The 17,658-nt window shown below is 35.0% G+C and carries 11 protein-coding genes and 1 pseudogene; 7 read left to right on the forward strand and 5 right to left on the reverse strand.

Annotated features, from left to right (window positions below):
• Window positions 1-5: 5 nt before the first annotated feature.
• Genes ABI125_10240 through ABI125_10250 form a run of 3 tightly spaced genes read left to right on the forward strand, consistent with a single transcriptional unit; the run spans window position 6 to window position 3,579 of the window.
• On the forward strand, window positions 6-1,121 hold the full coding sequence (locus ABI125_10240; protein XCF05103.1) for an EpsG family protein: 1,116 nt from the start codon (window positions 6-8) through the stop codon (window positions 1,119-1,121).
• Between the two features lie 43 nt (window positions 1,122-1,164).
• The gene (locus tag ABI125_10245; GenBank protein ID XCF05104.1) at window positions 1,165-2,139 is read left to right on the forward strand and encodes a DUF2334 domain-containing protein; all 975 of its coding nucleotides are present in this window, start codon (window positions 1,165-1,167) and stop codon (window positions 2,137-2,139) included.
• 51 nt (window positions 2,140-2,190) lie between these two features.
• Entirely contained in the window at window positions 2,191-3,579 is a 1,389-nt protein-coding gene (locus ABI125_10250; GenBank protein XCF05105.1) for a phenylacetate--CoA ligase family protein, read from the forward strand.
• A gap of 58 nt (window positions 3,580-3,637) precedes the next feature.
• Here ABI125_10250 and ABI125_10255 read toward each other — a convergent pair.
• The 5 genes and pseudogenes from ABI125_10255 to ABI125_10275 all read right to left on the reverse strand — a co-directional run bounded on the left by ABI125_10255 (window position 3,638) and on the right by ABI125_10275 (window position 11,792).
• Window positions 3,638-4,835 (reverse strand): annotated as a pseudogene (locus ABI125_10255) (IS256 family transposase).
• A gap of 135 nt (window positions 4,836-4,970) precedes the next feature.
• A complete protein-coding gene (locus ABI125_10260; GenBank protein ID XCF05106.1) occupies window positions 4,971-6,149 on the reverse strand; it encodes a T9SS type A sorting domain-containing protein in 1,179 nt (392 codons plus the stop codon).
• A gap of 494 nt (window positions 6,150-6,643) precedes the next feature.
• Window positions 6,644-7,624: a leucine-rich repeat domain-containing protein gene (locus tag ABI125_10265; protein ID XCF05107.1), complete on the reverse strand. Its 981-nt coding sequence runs from the start codon at window positions 7,622-7,624 to the stop codon at window positions 6,644-6,646.
• Window positions 7,625-8,071: 447 nt separating this feature from the next.
• Window positions 8,072-9,973 carry a hypothetical protein gene (locus ABI125_10270; GenBank protein XCF05108.1) on the reverse strand — a complete coding sequence of 634 codons (1,902 nt, stop codon included), beginning with the start codon at window positions 9,971-9,973 and terminating at the stop codon, window positions 8,072-8,074.
• A 193-nt stretch (window positions 9,974-10,166) separates the two neighbouring features.
• A complete protein-coding gene (locus tag ABI125_10275; GenBank protein XCF05109.1) occupies window positions 10,167-11,792 on the reverse strand; it encodes a right-handed parallel beta-helix repeat-containing protein in 1,626 nt (541 codons plus the stop codon).
• 515 nt (window positions 11,793-12,307) lie between these two features.
• Between ABI125_10275 and ABI125_10280 the strand changes: the two genes are divergently transcribed.
• The 4 genes from ABI125_10280 (at window position 12,308) to ABI125_10295 (ending at window position 17,657) form a co-directional block, all read left to right on the forward strand.
• On the forward strand, window positions 12,308-13,477 hold the full coding sequence (locus ABI125_10280; protein ID XCF05110.1) for a glycosyltransferase family 4 protein: 1,170 nt from the start codon (window positions 12,308-12,310) through the stop codon (window positions 13,475-13,477).
• Window positions 13,478-13,643: 166 nt separating this feature from the next.
• A complete protein-coding gene (locus tag ABI125_10285) occupies window positions 13,644-14,267 on the forward strand; it encodes a sugar transferase (protein XCF05111.1) in 624 nt (207 codons plus the stop codon).
• Window positions 14,268-14,352: 85 nt separating this feature from the next.
• A complete protein-coding gene (locus ABI125_10290; protein XCF05112.1) occupies window positions 14,353-14,994 on the forward strand; it encodes an acetyltransferase in 642 nt (213 codons plus the stop codon).
• A 5-nt stretch (window positions 14,995-14,999) separates the two neighbouring features.
• Window positions 15,000-17,657: a peptidoglycan bridge formation glycyltransferase FemA/FemB family protein gene (locus ABI125_10295; GenBank protein XCF05113.1), complete on the forward strand. Its 2,658-nt coding sequence runs from the start codon at window positions 15,000-15,002 to the stop codon at window positions 17,655-17,657.
• The last annotated feature ends 1 nt before the right edge of the window (window position 17,658 follow it).

The raw sequence follows: 17,658 nt of genomic DNA on the forward strand, positions 1-17,658 counted from the left end.
TATTTATGAATTATTTTTTCAAAAATTTCACAACTGCGGACTATTTTGTTATTTATTCATGGTTACTTTTTTTGTTTGTTTTTTTTGGCTCCTTAATTGTAAGACACCTATATACTAAAAACAAAACTCTTTATCTCATATCGGACCGTAATATTTTAATCTCATTCGTAACTATCATCATTTTTTTATGTGGTACCAGAGGTATAAAAATAGGCACAGATACATGGAACTATCATTTTTTTTACTTTCTACAAGGCACTCGATTAAATAATCCTTTTGAAATTTTCAGCTTTTTCGAGACAGATTTAATGTTTGAACTAATTATGTTCTTGATTTTGCCGTTTAAGAATTTTACAATTTTCACATTGGCAATTTCAATAATTTTTAATGTTAGTATGTACAAGTTTGTCCGGAAGTTTACTAATGACGGTTATTCAGGAAGTAGTTTATTAATGTTTTTAATGATTGCAAGTTCATTCGTTTTCTTTACGCATCAAGTTAACACCATCCGTAATGGTTTGGCAGTGCCCTTCGTTTTATTTGGTATTTATTACATGGATTCAAAAAACTACAAGAAGGCCTTTTTATTTTTATTACTCGCATATTTTTGTCATGGCACTGTATTGATTCCCATCGCCTGCATTTTAGGAGCTCATTTTGGTCAAAAACTAAAACTAAATTATTTTATCTTATTCTATATTTTAGGCATAGGTTTGGCCGCTGCAGGTTTTGGTTTTAATAAAGTAGCATTTTTGGCTTCAATTGGAACAGAAGATGTTCAAAGTTTATATTTTCAAGGAGAGACAAATTATAGAATTGGTTTCAGGCCTGATTTTGTTATATACAACTCTTTGTTCTTATTTCTGTTTATTAAATTAGGCAACTTGAAAAACGATACAACCTTATTTTTGATAAAATATTTTGTGTTTTCTTCAATTGTATTTTTCTGGAATTTTAACATCCCTTATTCGGATAGAATAGGGGTTTACAGTTGGATAGTAATACCTCTATTATTCACTCACATTATGGTTAACTCATTCCCAAAAAAAAGTTTACATTATATAACTTTATTTACAATTGGGTATTTCTCATTAAACTATATTGTTTTACCTTTTATATAAACTTCCTTTAAAAAGGCAAAATTAATAATTTAACAACTAATAAATGAACGGTAAATTTGTAATATCTTTAGATTTCGAATTGCATTGGGGTATTTTTGATGTAAAAGAAGTAAACGATTATAAGGAAAATCTTAATAATACCAGAGAAGCTATAAACATGATGCTAAATTTAAGTGATAAGTATGGTATTAGGTTGACATTTGCTACGGTAGGCTTTCTTTTCAGCAAATCAAAAAAAGAACTGAAACAGTATATTCCCGAAATAAAACCTTCGTATTCAAACGAAAAGTTCAATCCATATCGGCTAATAGATATGATTGGAATAAATGAAATTAAAGACCCATATCATTATGCAAATGATATTGTAAAAAGAATTGCCTCGAACAAGAATCATGAAATTGGCACTCATACTTTTTGCCATTATTATTGTCTTGAAGAAGGCCAGGACACTACCCAATTTCAGGCCGATCTCATTGCTGCAATTAATATCGCTAGAGATTCAGGAATCAAAATCGAAAGTATTGTTTTTCCGAGAAATCAAGTTGACCACAATTACCTAAAGATATGTGCAAATAACGGAATAAAATCATACCGAGGAAATGAAAATTCCAAAGTGTTTATACCCAAAAAAATGGGATATTTTCCAAAAGCACTACGTTTATTAGATAGCTACTTCAATATATTTGGATATCACACCTATCATTTTGACGAATTACTAAAAGATTCAAAACATTGTTTAAATCTCCCATCTTCGAGATTTTTAAGACCCCATAACAAAAAATTAATGTGTTTGGAGCCCTTAAAATTGCATCGAATAAAAACAGCGATGACCCATGCGGCTAAAAATAACAAACTATATCATTTATGGTGGCACCCTCATAATTTTGGAGACAATCTCAATGAAAATTTAAAGACACTAAACGCAATTTATGAGCATTTCATAAAACTCAATGAAAAATATAATTTTGAAAGTGAAACCATGACATCCTTAACCAATAAATTGCTCATTAAGCAGTAAAAAACTTAATTAAGTTATAGATTGTTTTATCTTAAATCAAAAATTAACTATATGAAATCATTAAGTGAGAAGATATTCTTTCAAAGCCCCATTTTTTTTCAAGAATTCATGATCAGTTTCTTCAACTATCTCTCATATAAAAAAAGATATGGTGGGAAATACAGAAAGTATCTTAACTATTACAAGCAAAACGAAAACTTAACTTTAGCTGAATTAGAAAACATCCAACTTAATAAGCTGAAAGTTTTTATACATGAGGCTAAAGAAAAATCGCCATTCTATAATAAATTGTTAAAGGACATTAATGTAGACAACATAGAGTCTATCAAGGACCTAAAGAATCTTCCTATAATTAATAAAGAAGCACTAAGAGACGAGATAGAATCGGTTTACACCATTTCTAAAAAGGAAGGCGAAATCAGTAAAACAGGAGGTACTACTGGTAAATCTTTGGAAGTTAGGTATACATTGGATGATGTTCAAGAACGATTTGCCATATTAGATAATTTTAGGAATTGGTACGGCTACAAACTTGGAAAAAAAACAGCTTGGTTCAGTGGCAAAAACCTCCTAACCTCAAAAGATGTAAAGAATTGTCGGTTTTGGAAAACAGATAACTTACACAAGGTTAGATACTATTCCACATTTCATATACATCATAAATATTTAGGTTTTTACCTAGATAACTTAATAAAATATAAACCAGAATATATGGTTGGGTTTCCTTCTACTATATATGAAATAGCAAAATATGGGCTAAACAAAAACATAGCATTTCCTGCTAATACAATAAAAGCGATATTCCCAACGGCAGAAACTATAACTGACGATATACGAGACGTTTTAGAAGGTTATTTTAAAACTAATTTGTACAACCAATATGCTTCTTCGGAAGGGGCTCCGTTCATTCTTGAGTGCAAAAACAAAAAACTTCACATGGAGTTACAAAGTGGTGTTTTTGAGGTTTTAGATAAAAATGATATGCCATCTAGAAAAGGACGACTTGTTGTAACCCCTTTTAATACTAGTGGCACCCCACTAATTAGGTATGACATTGGTGATGAAATCGAACTACCGTCTCAAGATGAGGTCTGTAATTGTGGCAATAACAATCCGCTTGTCAAAAAAGTTCTTGGCAGAATATCAGATTATATATTTTCTGAAGAAAATGGAAAAATCAACCTAGGGAATATTTCAAACTGCTTAAAAGGTGTAAAAGGTATAATTAGATTTCAAGTTCAGCAATCTTCAATTGATAGCATAATTGTTTTGATTGTAAAAGATGACAAACAATATGACTCTGAATATGAAAGTATTTTTTTAGAAAACCTCAGGGATAGAGTTGGAAAAAAAATGAAAATTAGTTTAGAATACGTTACCAATATTGATGTAGAAAAAAGTGGTAAGTTTAGAATTGTAAAAAATTCTTTGAACAAATAGTAAAATATAGACACTATCCCGTAAAGTGTGTAAGTTATAAATCGAGGGTTTGGCTTTTTTAAAGTTGAACCCTTTTTTCAAATATAGTCAAAAACTGGTTTAGAATAATGCCCCAGTTCCTAATGGGCATCGACCATTTTTTGGTAGCCTCTCGAAGGGCTAAAAAAGTGGACTTCATAACGGCTTCGTCTGTTGGGAAGGAGAGTTTGTTCTTGGTGTATTTCCTGATTTTTCCATTAAGGTTTTCAATAAGGTTGGTGGTGTAAATGATTTTTCTGATTTCTAAAGGAAATTCAAAGAAAGCGGTAAGTTCTTCCCAGTTATCTTCCCTGCTTTTGATAGCGTAAGAGTACTTGTGTTTCCATTTCTGGGCAAAGTCATCCAGAGCGGCTTTTGCTGCACTTTTGGTGGGTGCATCGTAGATGTTTTTCATATCCTTTGCAAACGCCTTCTTATCTTTCCACACCACATAGCGGCAAGCGTTGCGAATCTGGTGCACCACGCAGATTTGGGTCTTGGATTCAGGAAAAACGTTTTTAATGGTATCGGTAAAACCGTTAAGATTATCTGCGGCCGTGATAAGCAGATCCTGAACGCCCCTGGCCTTTATATCGGTCAGGACACCCATCCAAAAGGCTGCCTGATTCATTCTTGCCAAGCCATAGCCCCAAGACTTCCTTTTTACCGTCCCTGCGCAGTCCCACGGCAATGTACATGGTCTTGTTGATGACCTTGGAGTTCTCCCGAACTTTGAACACAATACCGTCCATCCAAGTAATCAGATATACAGGCTCCTATGGTCTGTTTTGCCAGGCAACAATATCATTGGTCACTTTATCTGTGATACGTGATATGGTGGATGTGGACACATCAAAACCATAGACTTCACGGATCTGTTCTTCGATATCGGAATTGCTCATGCCCTTGGCGTAAAGGCTGATAATGACGTTTTCTATGCCATCGACCATATTGGCACGTTTGGGCACCAACATGGGGTTGAATGACGCTTCTCTGTCCCTGGGCACTTTGATACTGGCCTCTCCCAAAGAGGTCTTTACCTTTTTTGAGGCGTAACCATTGCGGGTATTGCTGTTATCGGATTGTTGTTGCCTTTCATAATCCAGATGCGCATCAATCTCGCCTTCAAGCATCTTTTCGATGCCCCGCTTTTGGATGGATTTTAGAAAGGAGGTCAGTTCGTCTCCTGTTTTGAACTGTTTTAAAAAGTCGTCGTTTAGAAAACCTTCTTTCTTTATGAGTATGTAAATTTTAAAAATAAACAAAAAATATCGAGGGTTGCAACCCTCGATATTTAAACTTTACACACTTTGTGAGATACTACCTTAATTTTATTTTTTTAGGATGATTAATTGGATACAATCAAACAGGTTCTATTTTACCATGATTTTTTCGGTAAAGATTCCTTTATTAGTTTCGATTTCTATAAAATAAATGCCTTTAACTAAAGTATTTAAATCCAAACTTAATTTCTTCTCAACGAAAACTAATTGTCCATAAGCAGAATAGCCTTTTACCTGTTTAAGTAAAAGCCCATTATTTAATACAATATTCAAAACATCTTCAACTGGATTTGGATATAACTTATAATCCTTCTTTTCAACTTGATTCATACTCAATAAGGCATTATCGTCAGATTGTTTTTTCTGCGAAACTTTATTAGATACAACGCAATCGTTGCTGTAGCCCGTGCCCGAATCCTTGTTCGGCCAGTTCGATGTGCTGTAGGAAGCGTTGTCCACCTCGATGCACGAAAGCTCCGGGTTGTTCCTTGCATCAAAATAAGTGAAGTTGGCGTTGTTGCCGTTCTTCACGTTTAGAGCCGTCAGGGCATTGCTCCCGCACGACAGGGCCCTTAGCGATGGTGCCGCACTTAGGTCGAGGACAGAAATATCGTTTAGGTAACAAGACAGCACCTTTAATTTGGCAGCCCCACTGAGGTCAAGGTCGGTGAGCTTGTTGTTGTGGCAGTACAAATATTCAAGCAAAGCGTTGCCCGAAAGGTCCAGAACGCCGAGTCCATTGGAACCACAGGACAGCGTGACAAGCGAGACAAAGTCCTCTATTCCGGTCATGTCCGATATGCCCCTGTCCGAAACGTTAAGCGTGGTAACTCCACTGATATTGGCGGTAACCACGTAATCGTCCAAAACATCATCATGCCCCAAATCTATAAGAGCCTGCTCAAAATTGTTATTGGGGACGTAAGTAAGGCCTGGGGAACTTCCTCCTTCACAATCGTTGCTGTAGCCCGTGCCCGAATCCTTGTTCGGCCAGTTCGATGTGCTGTAGGAAGCGTTGTCCACCTCGATGCACGAAAGCTCCGGGTTGTTCCTTGCATCAAAATAAGTGAAGTTGGCGTTGTTGCCGTTCTTCACGTTTAGAGCCGTCAGGGCATTGCTCCCGCACGACAGGGCCCTTAGCGATGGTGCCGCACTTAGGTCGAGGACAGAAATATCGTTTAGGTAACAAGACAGCACCTTTAATTTGGCGGCCCCACTGAGGTCAAGGTCGGTGAGCTTGTTGTTGTGGCAGTACAAATATTCAAGCAAAGCGTTGCCCGAAAGGTCCAGAACGCCGAGTCCATTGGAACCACAGGACAGCGTGACAAGCGAGACAAAGTCCTCTATTCCGGTCATGTCCGATATGCCCCTGTCCGAAACGTTAAGCGTGGTAACTCCACTGATATTGGCGGTAACCACGTAATCGTCCAAAACATCATCATGCCCCAAATCTATAAGAGCCTGCTCAAAATTGTTATTGGGGACGTAAGTAAGGCCTGGGGAACTTCCTCCTTCACAATCGTTGCTGTAGCCCGTGCCCGAATCCTTGTTCGGCCAGTTCGATGTGCTGTAGGAAGCGTTGTCCACCTCGATGCACGAAAGCTCCGGGTTGTTCCTTGCATCAAAATAAGTGAAGTTGGCGTTGTTGCCGTTCTTCACGTTTAGAGCCGTCAGGGCATTGCTCCCGCACGACAGGGCCCTTAGCGATGGTGCCGCACTTAGGTCGAGGACAGAAATATCGTTTAGGTAACAAGACAGCACCTTTAATTTGGCGGCCCCACTGAGGTCAAGGTCGGTGAGCTTGTTGTTGTGGCAGTACAAATATTCAAGCAAAGCGTTGCCCGAAAGTCCAGAACGCCGAGTCCATTGGAACCACAGGACAGCGTGACAAGCGAGACAAAGTCCTCTATTCCGGTCATGTCCGATATGCCCCTGTCCGAAACGTTAAGCGTGGTAACTCCACTGATATTGGCGGTAACCACGTAATCGTCCAAAACATCATCATGCCCCAAATCTATAAGAGCCTGCTCAAAATTGTTATTGGGGACGTAAGTAAGGCCTGGGGAACTTCCTCCTTCACAATCGTTGCTGTAGCCCGTGCCCGAATCCTTGTTCGGCCAGTTCGATGTGCTGTAGGAAGCGTTGTCCACCTCGATGCACGAAAGCTCCGGGTTGTTCCTTGCATCAAAATAAGTGAAGTTGGCGTTGTTGCCGTTCTTCACGTTTAGAGCCGTCAAATTATTATAAGAGCAATTTAATTTAGTTATTGAGTTATTACTATTTAAATTTAAACTGCTAAGGCTATTATAATCACAATACAAAGTACTCAAAAGATTATTGCTAATTTCTAAATCATCAACGTTGTTAAAACCACAATCCAAATAAGTTAAAGTAGTAGTGTTATTATCAAATTCCAAATCACTAATTTTATTAAAAGCACACCGCAACTCTTCTAAAGATGTATTAGAGGTTAAATTTAAAGTTTGAATATCATTAAAATTACAGTTCAGTTTTTTTAAGGCAACAAATGCTTCTATACCAATTAAATTTGAAATTTCTTTAGAACTAACATCTAAATACGTAATTCTACTGATATTATTTGTGGACACATAATTGTCCAATATATTATCATAACCTAATTCTATTAAGGCCTGTTCAAAATTATCGTCAGGGACATAGGTTTGTTGAGAGAATAGAACACCACTAAAAAGCAGGGTCATTAAAAGAAAATAAGGCTTTTTCATTTTACAATTTTATTATTTATGGTTTACAATTTTAATCCCTTTATTTACGACAAAAAGCAATTTTTGGACGTCGAATAGAAAAAATATTTTTTAAAACGCAAAAATAGGATATTAACTGAACCTAAGATAAAATTGTTAATAACTTATAGTAAACCAACACGTTAAAAATAAAAAACAAGGTCAATACTTACAAAACAGAGAGGATATCATCGTAGAAAACAGGGATGATTAACACAATAGATACTGACTCAACATGGAAACAAACAATCTATGTAGACCGTATTAGGCTTATCATACGCTGTCCACCCCTATCAACAAACAGTAAAACATCAGTATTAAAACTTATAAAAGCAAAAATCTCCAAAAGCAGTAACTTTTGGAGATTTAAACTTTTTTATAAAAAAAGATGCGACGGTTATCTAGAAAATCAAACTAGCGACCTTAATTTTATTTGTTGTTTTTCAGTTGTATATTTTTTGAATTAACAACGTTTATATCTGTATTGATTGTTGAGTTTTGAATAGTAATATTTTCACATCCATCAATATTATTTGCTTTATTGTCTGACGACCTAAAGCTGCACTCATCAAAAATAATATTCTTTGATGAATCTGCAATTAAATCATATAAGTCAATTGGCCTTCGAGTAACATCAACTTCTTCATTTCTTATATTAACATTAACTATGTCTGCCCCTCTTGACACATACCCAAAACTAGTAGGCAAATCTGTATTTAACTTATTATTATAAATTTCGGCGCCATGCAATTTATTTCCGAGAATAATACCAGTTTTAAACTCAGTAAGATTATTATCGTGGACATCATAATTATCACCAGCTAAAGTTATACCATTTTTATAACCATTAATTTTATTTCCATAAATTTGATAATTTCTATTGAATTCATCTCCAAATGGATCTAATCTTGATTTAAATATCATGGCGTGCTCAAATGGTTGGCCGTTTTCAATTCTTGCTTCAAAAGTATTGTTTCTAACTACTATGTCGTGAGAGGCTATGTTGGTTACCATGGAGTCAAAATAATTCTCTTCAACCGTTACAAATGAGCATGTAAAAAAAACAATATCACCAACGGCATTACCTTTAAAAGTGTTGCCCCGTAAGGTTACGTTTTCAATCTTTTCATACTCTTTAAGTGTACCATCATCTTCTCTAACTCGCCAAGCCTCAAAACTAATCCCTTGTCTAGGCCATGTTCCCGCTGAACTATAATCAACTCCAGAAGGGTTCTCCCCTAGTGCCGTATTGATGATCTGACAGTTTTCAACAAGAATTCCGTCACCATCAAGAATACTTAAGCCATTCCTTCTAGAAGCATCAACAATACAGTTTCTTACAGTTACATTTTCAGAAATAACAGCATCACCAGGAGAACCATCTTCAGCCCTAATGGTACTACCATGAACAACAAAACCATCTCCAGCGCCGTTAGAAATTTTTATACCCTCTAACAAAATATTTTTGCCCCCTGAAACATGCGTAACATGACCCCAATCGTGGGAATAATAAGTTTTTCCGTACAAATCAACTACAGGAGTATAATCATGCTCCCAACGATCTCCTATCAAATTGCCTCCTGTGATTTTTATATTCTCTCCTTTATAAACCATTATCAAGCTATAAGCATGAGCATTTGTAGGTTGTACCCTCAAAAATGTATTATCAGTCATTCTTAATTCGAAATTTGAAGGAATTACAATAGAGTTCTCTGATTTTATTTTAGGGTTGTTAACACTTGAACTAACATCAAAATAAGCATCAATATCATTTATCAAGAAAATATTTCCTTCCATATTTTTTATAAGAGAAATTACTTTCACCAAAATTTGTTTATTACTCAACGCAATTTCATCGGAAACCTTACCTTCAACTATGCCCCATTTTTCAGGTTCAAAAACAAAAAGCGGATTGGTTAAGCGTGGCATCGCACCATCAAAATTCAGGGTTTGATTTAAGAGTTCGGGATCAATCATCGAGTCATCAGAAAAGTAAATCGTCCCATTGGTTATTTCTCCTCCTTCATACACAATAGTAACTCCACTTGGTAAAACAACAGTAGCCCCACCTAAATCTAAAGCACAATTTATTACAACAGTTTGATTTGTTAAGGCCTCACCTAACTCAAACTCACAAGGCAATGCAGGATCTCTTTCACTATCTTCAGAAGTATCAATCACATCTTCGTTTTCGCCTTCTTGTTCTTCTTCATTGTCATCAACAATTTCTATTTCAGCCTCCTTTTCCAAGAAAACCTCTTCCTTGTTACAGGCAATTAATGAAATAAAAAAAATAAATGCTACAAACATTTTCTTCGATAAATTTTTCATTTTTAAAACGATTTGGGGGTGGTTATTTTTTGCTAAATTATGTAACAAAAAAAATAAATACGACAAAAAACACAAAAAAATCGATGAAACACACTTTAACTCTGCTTTTTATCGATGTTCCGTTCGTTTATGTCATAAAAAACTCCGCAAAAAAAATTGCGGAGTATAGGTAATTAACCAAAATATGATTTCTTTAAAATAAATTATTCAGAAGGTTAATGTTTAATGAATTAAACACATTTATTTGAGTATTTAAACGAGAGTTTTTTACCGTTATATTTTCAGATCCAGATATACTATTAAGTTTACCATCAATTGAATTAAAAATACAATTATCAAAAGTGAGATTTCTTAAAACATTAGCTTTCAAACCACTAATATTTAAAGGTCTGTAAAGTACAGAAATATTCTCGTTTATCACAGAAACATCCGTAGTATTTGCGACCAAAGATGCATAACCAGAACTTGCTTCAACACTTGACTCAAAAGTGTTATTGGATAATTGAGCTCCATTCAAATATTTATAAAATGTAATACCCGCTTTAAAATCAATTAATTTATTATTCTCTACTTTATAGTTTTCACCCCCTAGAACAATAGCATTTATGTAATTTTTAATTTCATTTCCAGAAATTGTATAATCATAATTCATTTCATTTCCATGTGGGTCTAATTTTGATTTGAATAAAAGTCCAAATTCATAATAGCTACCATCAGATTCCTTTCTGGCCTCCATTACATTGTCCTTAATTGTAATACTATGGGATGCAATGTTTGCTATCATCGAATCAAAATAATTATTATGAATATTAACATTAGAACATGTGTACAAATTAATATCACCTCCATAATTACCAGTAAACCTATTGCCTCTGATTTCAACGTTTTCAATCCTTTGATATTCAATTAAATTATTATCCTCATCTCGCCCTCTGTAAGCTTCAAAACTAATACCATATTTAGGGTAGGCCCCCGCTGTATTGTAAACACCTTTAGGATTTTCAGGCCCCTTTCCAGTTTCTCTAACGTTACAGTTTTCTAAAAGAATTCCATTACCATCAAGAAAACTTAATCCATTTCGCCTAATTTCAGAAATATCGCAGTTTTTTATTACAACATTTTCCGAAATTACAGCATTTGCATCTGTTCTTATAACACTTTCGCAAACAACGATGCCATCTCCAGTAGCGTTAGATATTTTAACACCATTGACTTCAATATTTTTACCTCCAGCTATTTGAATAATATGTCCCCAATCATGAGCATTCCATTCATTGCCATAAAGGTCAACTTCAGGAGTGTAATCATGCTCCCAGCGGTCCCCTATCAAATTACCACCTGATATTTTAATGTTCTCACCCTTAAATACCATCATTAAGCTGTACGTATGTGCTGAATTAGGTTGCACCCTCAAAAACACTTCATCACTCATAACTAATTCAAAATTAGACGGAATACGAATGGCTGTTTGAAACTTAATCTCGTAATTATTAACTCGTGCATTTACATTAAAATAAGCATCCATGGGCCCTACCTCCATTTTGGCAATTCCCATTCTACTTAGTTTTTCCATGATAGCATTGAAAATCTCCCTGTTTTTAACAGCCACATCATCAGATACGCCCCCTTCTACAATACCCCAACGCTTCGGGTCAAAATAAAACACGGGATCCTTTGTAGCTGAATCTTCATTAACATATTCAATCAATTCTTCTTGTTGGATGTTAATCCCTTCAACGAAAAGTTCTTCATGGGCACATGATTGAAACTGAACTAGCGAGAGTACCGCAAAAAGGCAGTATTTAATTGTTTTTTTCATTTTGCAATTCCTTTTTTTATTTAATTTAAAAATTTAATCCCTTCATTTACGATGAAAAACGCTTTTTGGACGTTTAACACCACAATTATTTTTCGATTGCAAAAATATAATTTATCTACACTTATCAACAAAAATGTTAATAACTAATAGAAAATCAACATATTAATAACTATTTAAGCAGAAAAAAGCCACTCAAAAAAACAATAAGAGGGTATTTCGCACAATGCTGTTCGTCCGATTTATTACAAAAACAATGAAGAACATCAGCCCAATCCAAAACGTTGCTCAACGAGAAAAAAACAATTATAATCGGATTTATAATCAATCACACTCTCTTTATTACAGATAATTATATATTTGACACTTATTATTTAAGCATGATAAATTCGAATACTTTAAGCTTTTAATTGAATATGAACTATTCCTAGGTTAAAATAACTAAAGCATTTAAATATTACTTCCGATACGAATTCATTTACAAAACAAAAAGCTATTTCTCAACCTATTTAAGTTTTATGAAAGAAAAAATATTAAGAGTTACAACAGTCCCTATGTCTCTTGCAAGTTTATTAAAAGGTCAATTAAAATATGTCAGCGAACATTTTGAGGTTATTGGAATATCTTCTCCGGAAGATGGTTTTTTAGAAGACGTAGGAAAAAGGGAAAATGTAAAAGTTATCCCTGTTGAAATGACAAGGAAAATAACACCTGTAAAAGATTTAATAGCTGTTTATAAATTATATAATATAATAAAAAAAGAAAAACCATTTATTGTTCATTCACATACCCCTAAAGCAGGAACCCTGTCCATGCTTGCTGCTTTTTTAGCAAAAACCCCACATAGACTGCATACAATTGCTGGACTGCCACTGGTTGAGGCTACAGGCTTTAAACGCTTCGTCCTTAACGCGGTTGAAAAACTAACATATTCATGCGCCACCAAAATTTACCCTAACTCCTATGGTTTGGTAGATATTATTCTTGAAAATAAATTTACCACTAAAAACAAATTAAAAGTATTAGCAAATGGAAGCTCCAATGGCATAGATACAACCCATTTTGACCCTGAACTTTATGATGATGTTTTCAAAAAAGAAATGAGATCAAAGGAACAACTCTGTCTCAACGATGACGATTATGTGTTCATTTATGTAGGCAGACTAGTTAAAGATAAAGGTGTAAATGAGTTAATAAAAGCATTTAATTTAGTAGCCAATCCCCAAAACAACATTAAACTTTTACTTGTTGGATGGTACGAGAATGATTTAGACCCCTTATCCCCGGAAACAGAAGCGTCTATAAAGTCTAATAAAAATATTATAACAACTGGGTGGGTTGCAGATGTAAGGCCGTACTTTTCAATAGCTAACGCCTTAATTTTTCCAAGCTACAGAGAGGGTTTTCCCAATGTCGTTTTACAAGCCGCTGCCATGGGTCTAACTAGTGTAGTTACTGATATAAACGGATGTAATGAAGTTATCAAAAATGGTGAAAACGGTTATATTATTCCCACCAAAAACCATAAGGCTATCTACGACAAAATGCGTTTTTTATTGAATAACAAGGAGAACGTCAAAGTCATGGGAAAGAAGTCAAGATCCATTGTAGTGGAAAAATATGAACAAAAAATAGTTTGGTCTGCTATTTTAGAAGAATACAAAAACTTGAAAAACAAAAAAAATTAAATAAATGCATTAAGAAAAAACTCCCCTCAACGAGAAAACCTTAAATGTTAACGGAATTATAAAAACAAAGCTACTTTTTGTTGTAGATAATTATATATTTGACTGGTTTTATTGAGTTTCCCTCTTCTTAAATAGACCAAAAATTGTTGAACCTACTTTAACTGTAATGAGTTACAAAACAACACTTAAGCCTTTTCTGGATTTTTTTGCTGCATTTTTTGCTTTGATTTTACTTTCCCCAATTATTATAATCACTACCATTTTATTGTTTATAGTTAATAGTGGTAAACCGTTTTTCTTTCAAAAAAGACCAGGAAAGAACGAGCGGATTTTTAATATTATCAAGTTCAAAACCATGAACGACAAAAAGGATGCTAACGGAAATTTATTGTCCGATTCCGAAAGACTAACCCGTGTTGGACTTATAGTTAGAAAGGCATCCATTGATGAAATCCCCCAATTATTCAATGTACTAAAGGGAGACATGTCAATTATCGGTCCAAGACCCTTACTGCCAAGATACCTGCCTTATTACACAAAGGAAGAGCGACTAAGACATGATGTAAGGCCAGGTATTACCGGACTCGCCCAAGTAAACGGAAGAAATTTTTTAGATTGGGATCCCCGATTAAAATTAGACGTAGAATACGTAAGAACAGTTTCTTTGAAAACAGATTTGAAAATTTTGGTTAAAACCATATACAAAGTCTTAGCTTCAAAAGACATTGCAACTGATGCTACAAAAGCCCAGCCTTATTTGGATGAGCTGAGAAAAAACAGTATTCTATAAAATGTTCAGGTAAAAAACATTCGGAAGACAAAACTCTAACATTGTTTTTATTTTTTTAATATTACCACAACAAACTATTATAATAATGAGCCCAAAATCAGAAAACAAAAACGTTCGAATCTATGGAGCAGGCGGCCATTCTCAAGTTATCAAGGAAGTACTTGAGCAAAATGGCTACACGGTTACTGATACTTTTGACGACAAACCAACCCAAACCCATAGAGCTTCTAAAAATGTGACCATGGGGTTAAGGGAAAATATTGAAAAATTTCCTCATAATGGCGACCCCGTTATCATTGCCATTGGTAAAAATTCCGAACGTGCTGAAATAGCTAATTTTTTAAAATCAAAATTTGAAAAAACCATACACCATTCAGCGATTATTTCACCCACATCAAAAGTTGGTGAAGGCACAGTGGTTTTCGCCGGAGCCATCATCCAACCCAATACAGTAATAGGCAAGCATGTAATCATCAATACGGGTGCTAGTGTTGACCACGATAATATTATTGGCGATTACGCCCATGTTTCACCAAAAGCAGCGCTTTGCGGACACGTTGAGGTTGGTGAAGGTTCTCATGTAGGCGTAGGTGCGGTTGTAATCCCAAAAGTCAAGATAGGCAAATGGTGCACTATTGGTGCCGGTTCAGTTATCATTGCAGATGTGCCTGATTACTCTACGGTTGTTGGTAACCCAGGTAAAATCATTAAAACAGTAAAACCTTAGTTATTTTGAAAAATCTTATAAAAACATCTGATATAACATTTATTGGCTCTGGGATTTCAACATCCTTTTCACTGCTTAATTTTTTGAGTTTATTAGAGGAGAAGACAAGCATAAAAAAAAGGATTCATATTACTATAATAGAAAAATTTTCAGAGTTCAACACCGGTATTCCTTATGGAAAAAGGTCGGGCTTCTCTACCCTATTAATAACTTCACTCAGAAACTTTTTACCAGAGCCCGAGTTAAGCCTTTTTATAAATTGGCTTAATATTAACAAAGACTGGCTACTTGAAGAAATGAAAGCGGAAGGAGGTACTTTAACCGAAAAGTGGATTATTGACCATGCTGAAGCTATCGAAAATGGCGAATGGGAAGAACTATTTGTTCCGCGTCGTTTTTTTGGGTGCTACATAAACGAAAAAATAAAAAACAAGGTCAACCATTTAAAGGACAAGGCTGAAGTCAACTTTCTTCAGGGTACTGCGATAGATTTGGTTCAAAAAAATGATGTTTACAACATTAGTTTAAAAAGTGGTGAATATGTGCTTTCAAAAAAAGTGGTGCTTTCTGTCGGCTCATTACCTACCCGAAAACTTTACAAAGACCAAAATATTATAAAACGAGAAGGTTTAATGTTGGTTAACACGCCTTACAATCCTAGTGTCAACAAAAATCTGAAAAAAATAAATTCGTTTTTAGGAAAAAGGCCTAAAGACGAAATAACCAATGTATTGATTGTAGGTGCCAATGCCAGTGCCCTTGAAATGTTATACAAGTTAAATGACAATGCCGAAAACAAATCGCGCCCAATCAATTATGTTTTCCTATCCACTTTAGGGCGGGCTCCCGATGCTTACATAGATTATGAACGCAAAGAAGCCTTTAAACCCGTTAACTTACTAAGCCTTGAAAGCGAAAAAGAGCTTACTGCAAAAGCTATTGCCGACGCTGCATTTAAGGATATCGATTTATCGGATTCCATTCAGTTAGGTGCTGCTTCAACAGTTGAAAAAATCTCTGCTGCATTTGGTAACCTGCTCAGTAAATTAAGCGAAGATGAACTAGCTAATTTCGCCTGCAACTATGGTAATCAAATTGGGCAAAAACAGCGTTGTGCAGGAGTTCATTATTCAGACACCATTAAGTGGTTAAAGAGCCTGAACCGTTTTGAACATATCGCTGGAAGATTTACGGATTTAATAAAAATTAAAAACAAACCAGAATACCAACTTCAATTTTTAAATACCCATACACAGGAGGAAGAAATTCATCCCAAAAACTTCCACCTTGTTATTAATTGTATTGGAGGAAAAAACCTTTACAGTAAAAAGCTTTCACCACTAATTAAAAATGTGCTTGAAAAAGTATACTGTGTGCCCAACGCGTCTAATATAGGCTTTAAGGTCAATAAAAATCTTGAAACACAAAAGAACCTCCATATTATGGGGCCACTCTTGGCCGGGAACGTTATCAACAACGCACCTGTTTGGCACGTAGAGCATTGTGGCAGAATTATCTGGATATCGAAACTATTGTCTAAAATTTTACATGATGACTTATCTGGTAAAGCAGAATACGTTTCTCCAAAAAAAGAAGGCTTTTCGTTTTTAGACAAAGATACCTGTGAACTTGAAGTGATTACCGATAAAAAGAACTGGGATGCTTGCGTAAAACAATCGAACAATTACGATTTTTATCACACTTATGGTTACCATGAGATTGCTAAGTACAGTAATGAACATCCTATATTGTTGAAATATGTCACTAAAGATTTTATAATCGCCCTTCCCCTTTTGGTTAGATATATTAATGGCTGTGAATATAAAGATGCCACATCAACTTACGGCTATGTTGGCCCAATTGTTACGGGAAACATTCCTTCTGATTTTGATAATTCGGAATTTATAAAAAAAATAACCGACTACTTTAAAAGCAACAATATTATTTCTGTTTTTGGCAGACTCAACCCTTATATCGATTCACAAAAAAATATACTGAAAGGTTTAGGGCAAACCATTCACCAGGGTAAAGTCGTTAATATAGATTTGAACCAAAACCCGGATATACTAAGGGCAAATTATAGAAGCCGATTAAAAACCCATCTTAATAAAGCTAGAAAACACTGCTACATTAAAACAGGAGACTCTAAGGCTTGTGTCGACAAATTCATAGAACTATACTATGAAAACATGGATCGTGTTAACGCAAAAAAATCTTATTATTTTAGCAAAGAATATTTTCATAAACTTGCGGAAAGCGACAGTTTTAAAACCACGATTGTTTCTGCCATTCATAATGACACCAAAGAGGTTATTGCATCCAGTATGTTTATATCGGTAGGATCCATAGTACACTACCATCTATCTGGATCAAAAACAAAGTATCTGGATTTAATGCCAACAAAATTATTAATAGACGAAATGCGCCTTAAGGCTGCCAACGAAGGTTTTACTTTTTTCAATTTAGGAGGTGGATTGGGCGGTCGAGACGACGACTCGCTATTTGATTTCAAATCGTCCTTTTCAAAAGATTTCAAGGATTTTTATCTTTGGAAACTAGTAATAAACAAAGAAGTGTGCGACCAATTGACAAAAGAAAAGGGAATTGTTCAAGAAACCGATTTTTTCCCTTCGTACCGATTGTTAGACGAAATAAAGTACTAAT

Origin of the sequence: Tamlana crocina, assembly GCA_040429635.1 — a bacterium.
Taxonomy (GTDB): Bacteria; Bacteroidota; Bacteroidia; order Flavobacteriales; family Flavobacteriaceae; genus Flavisericum; species Flavisericum crocinum.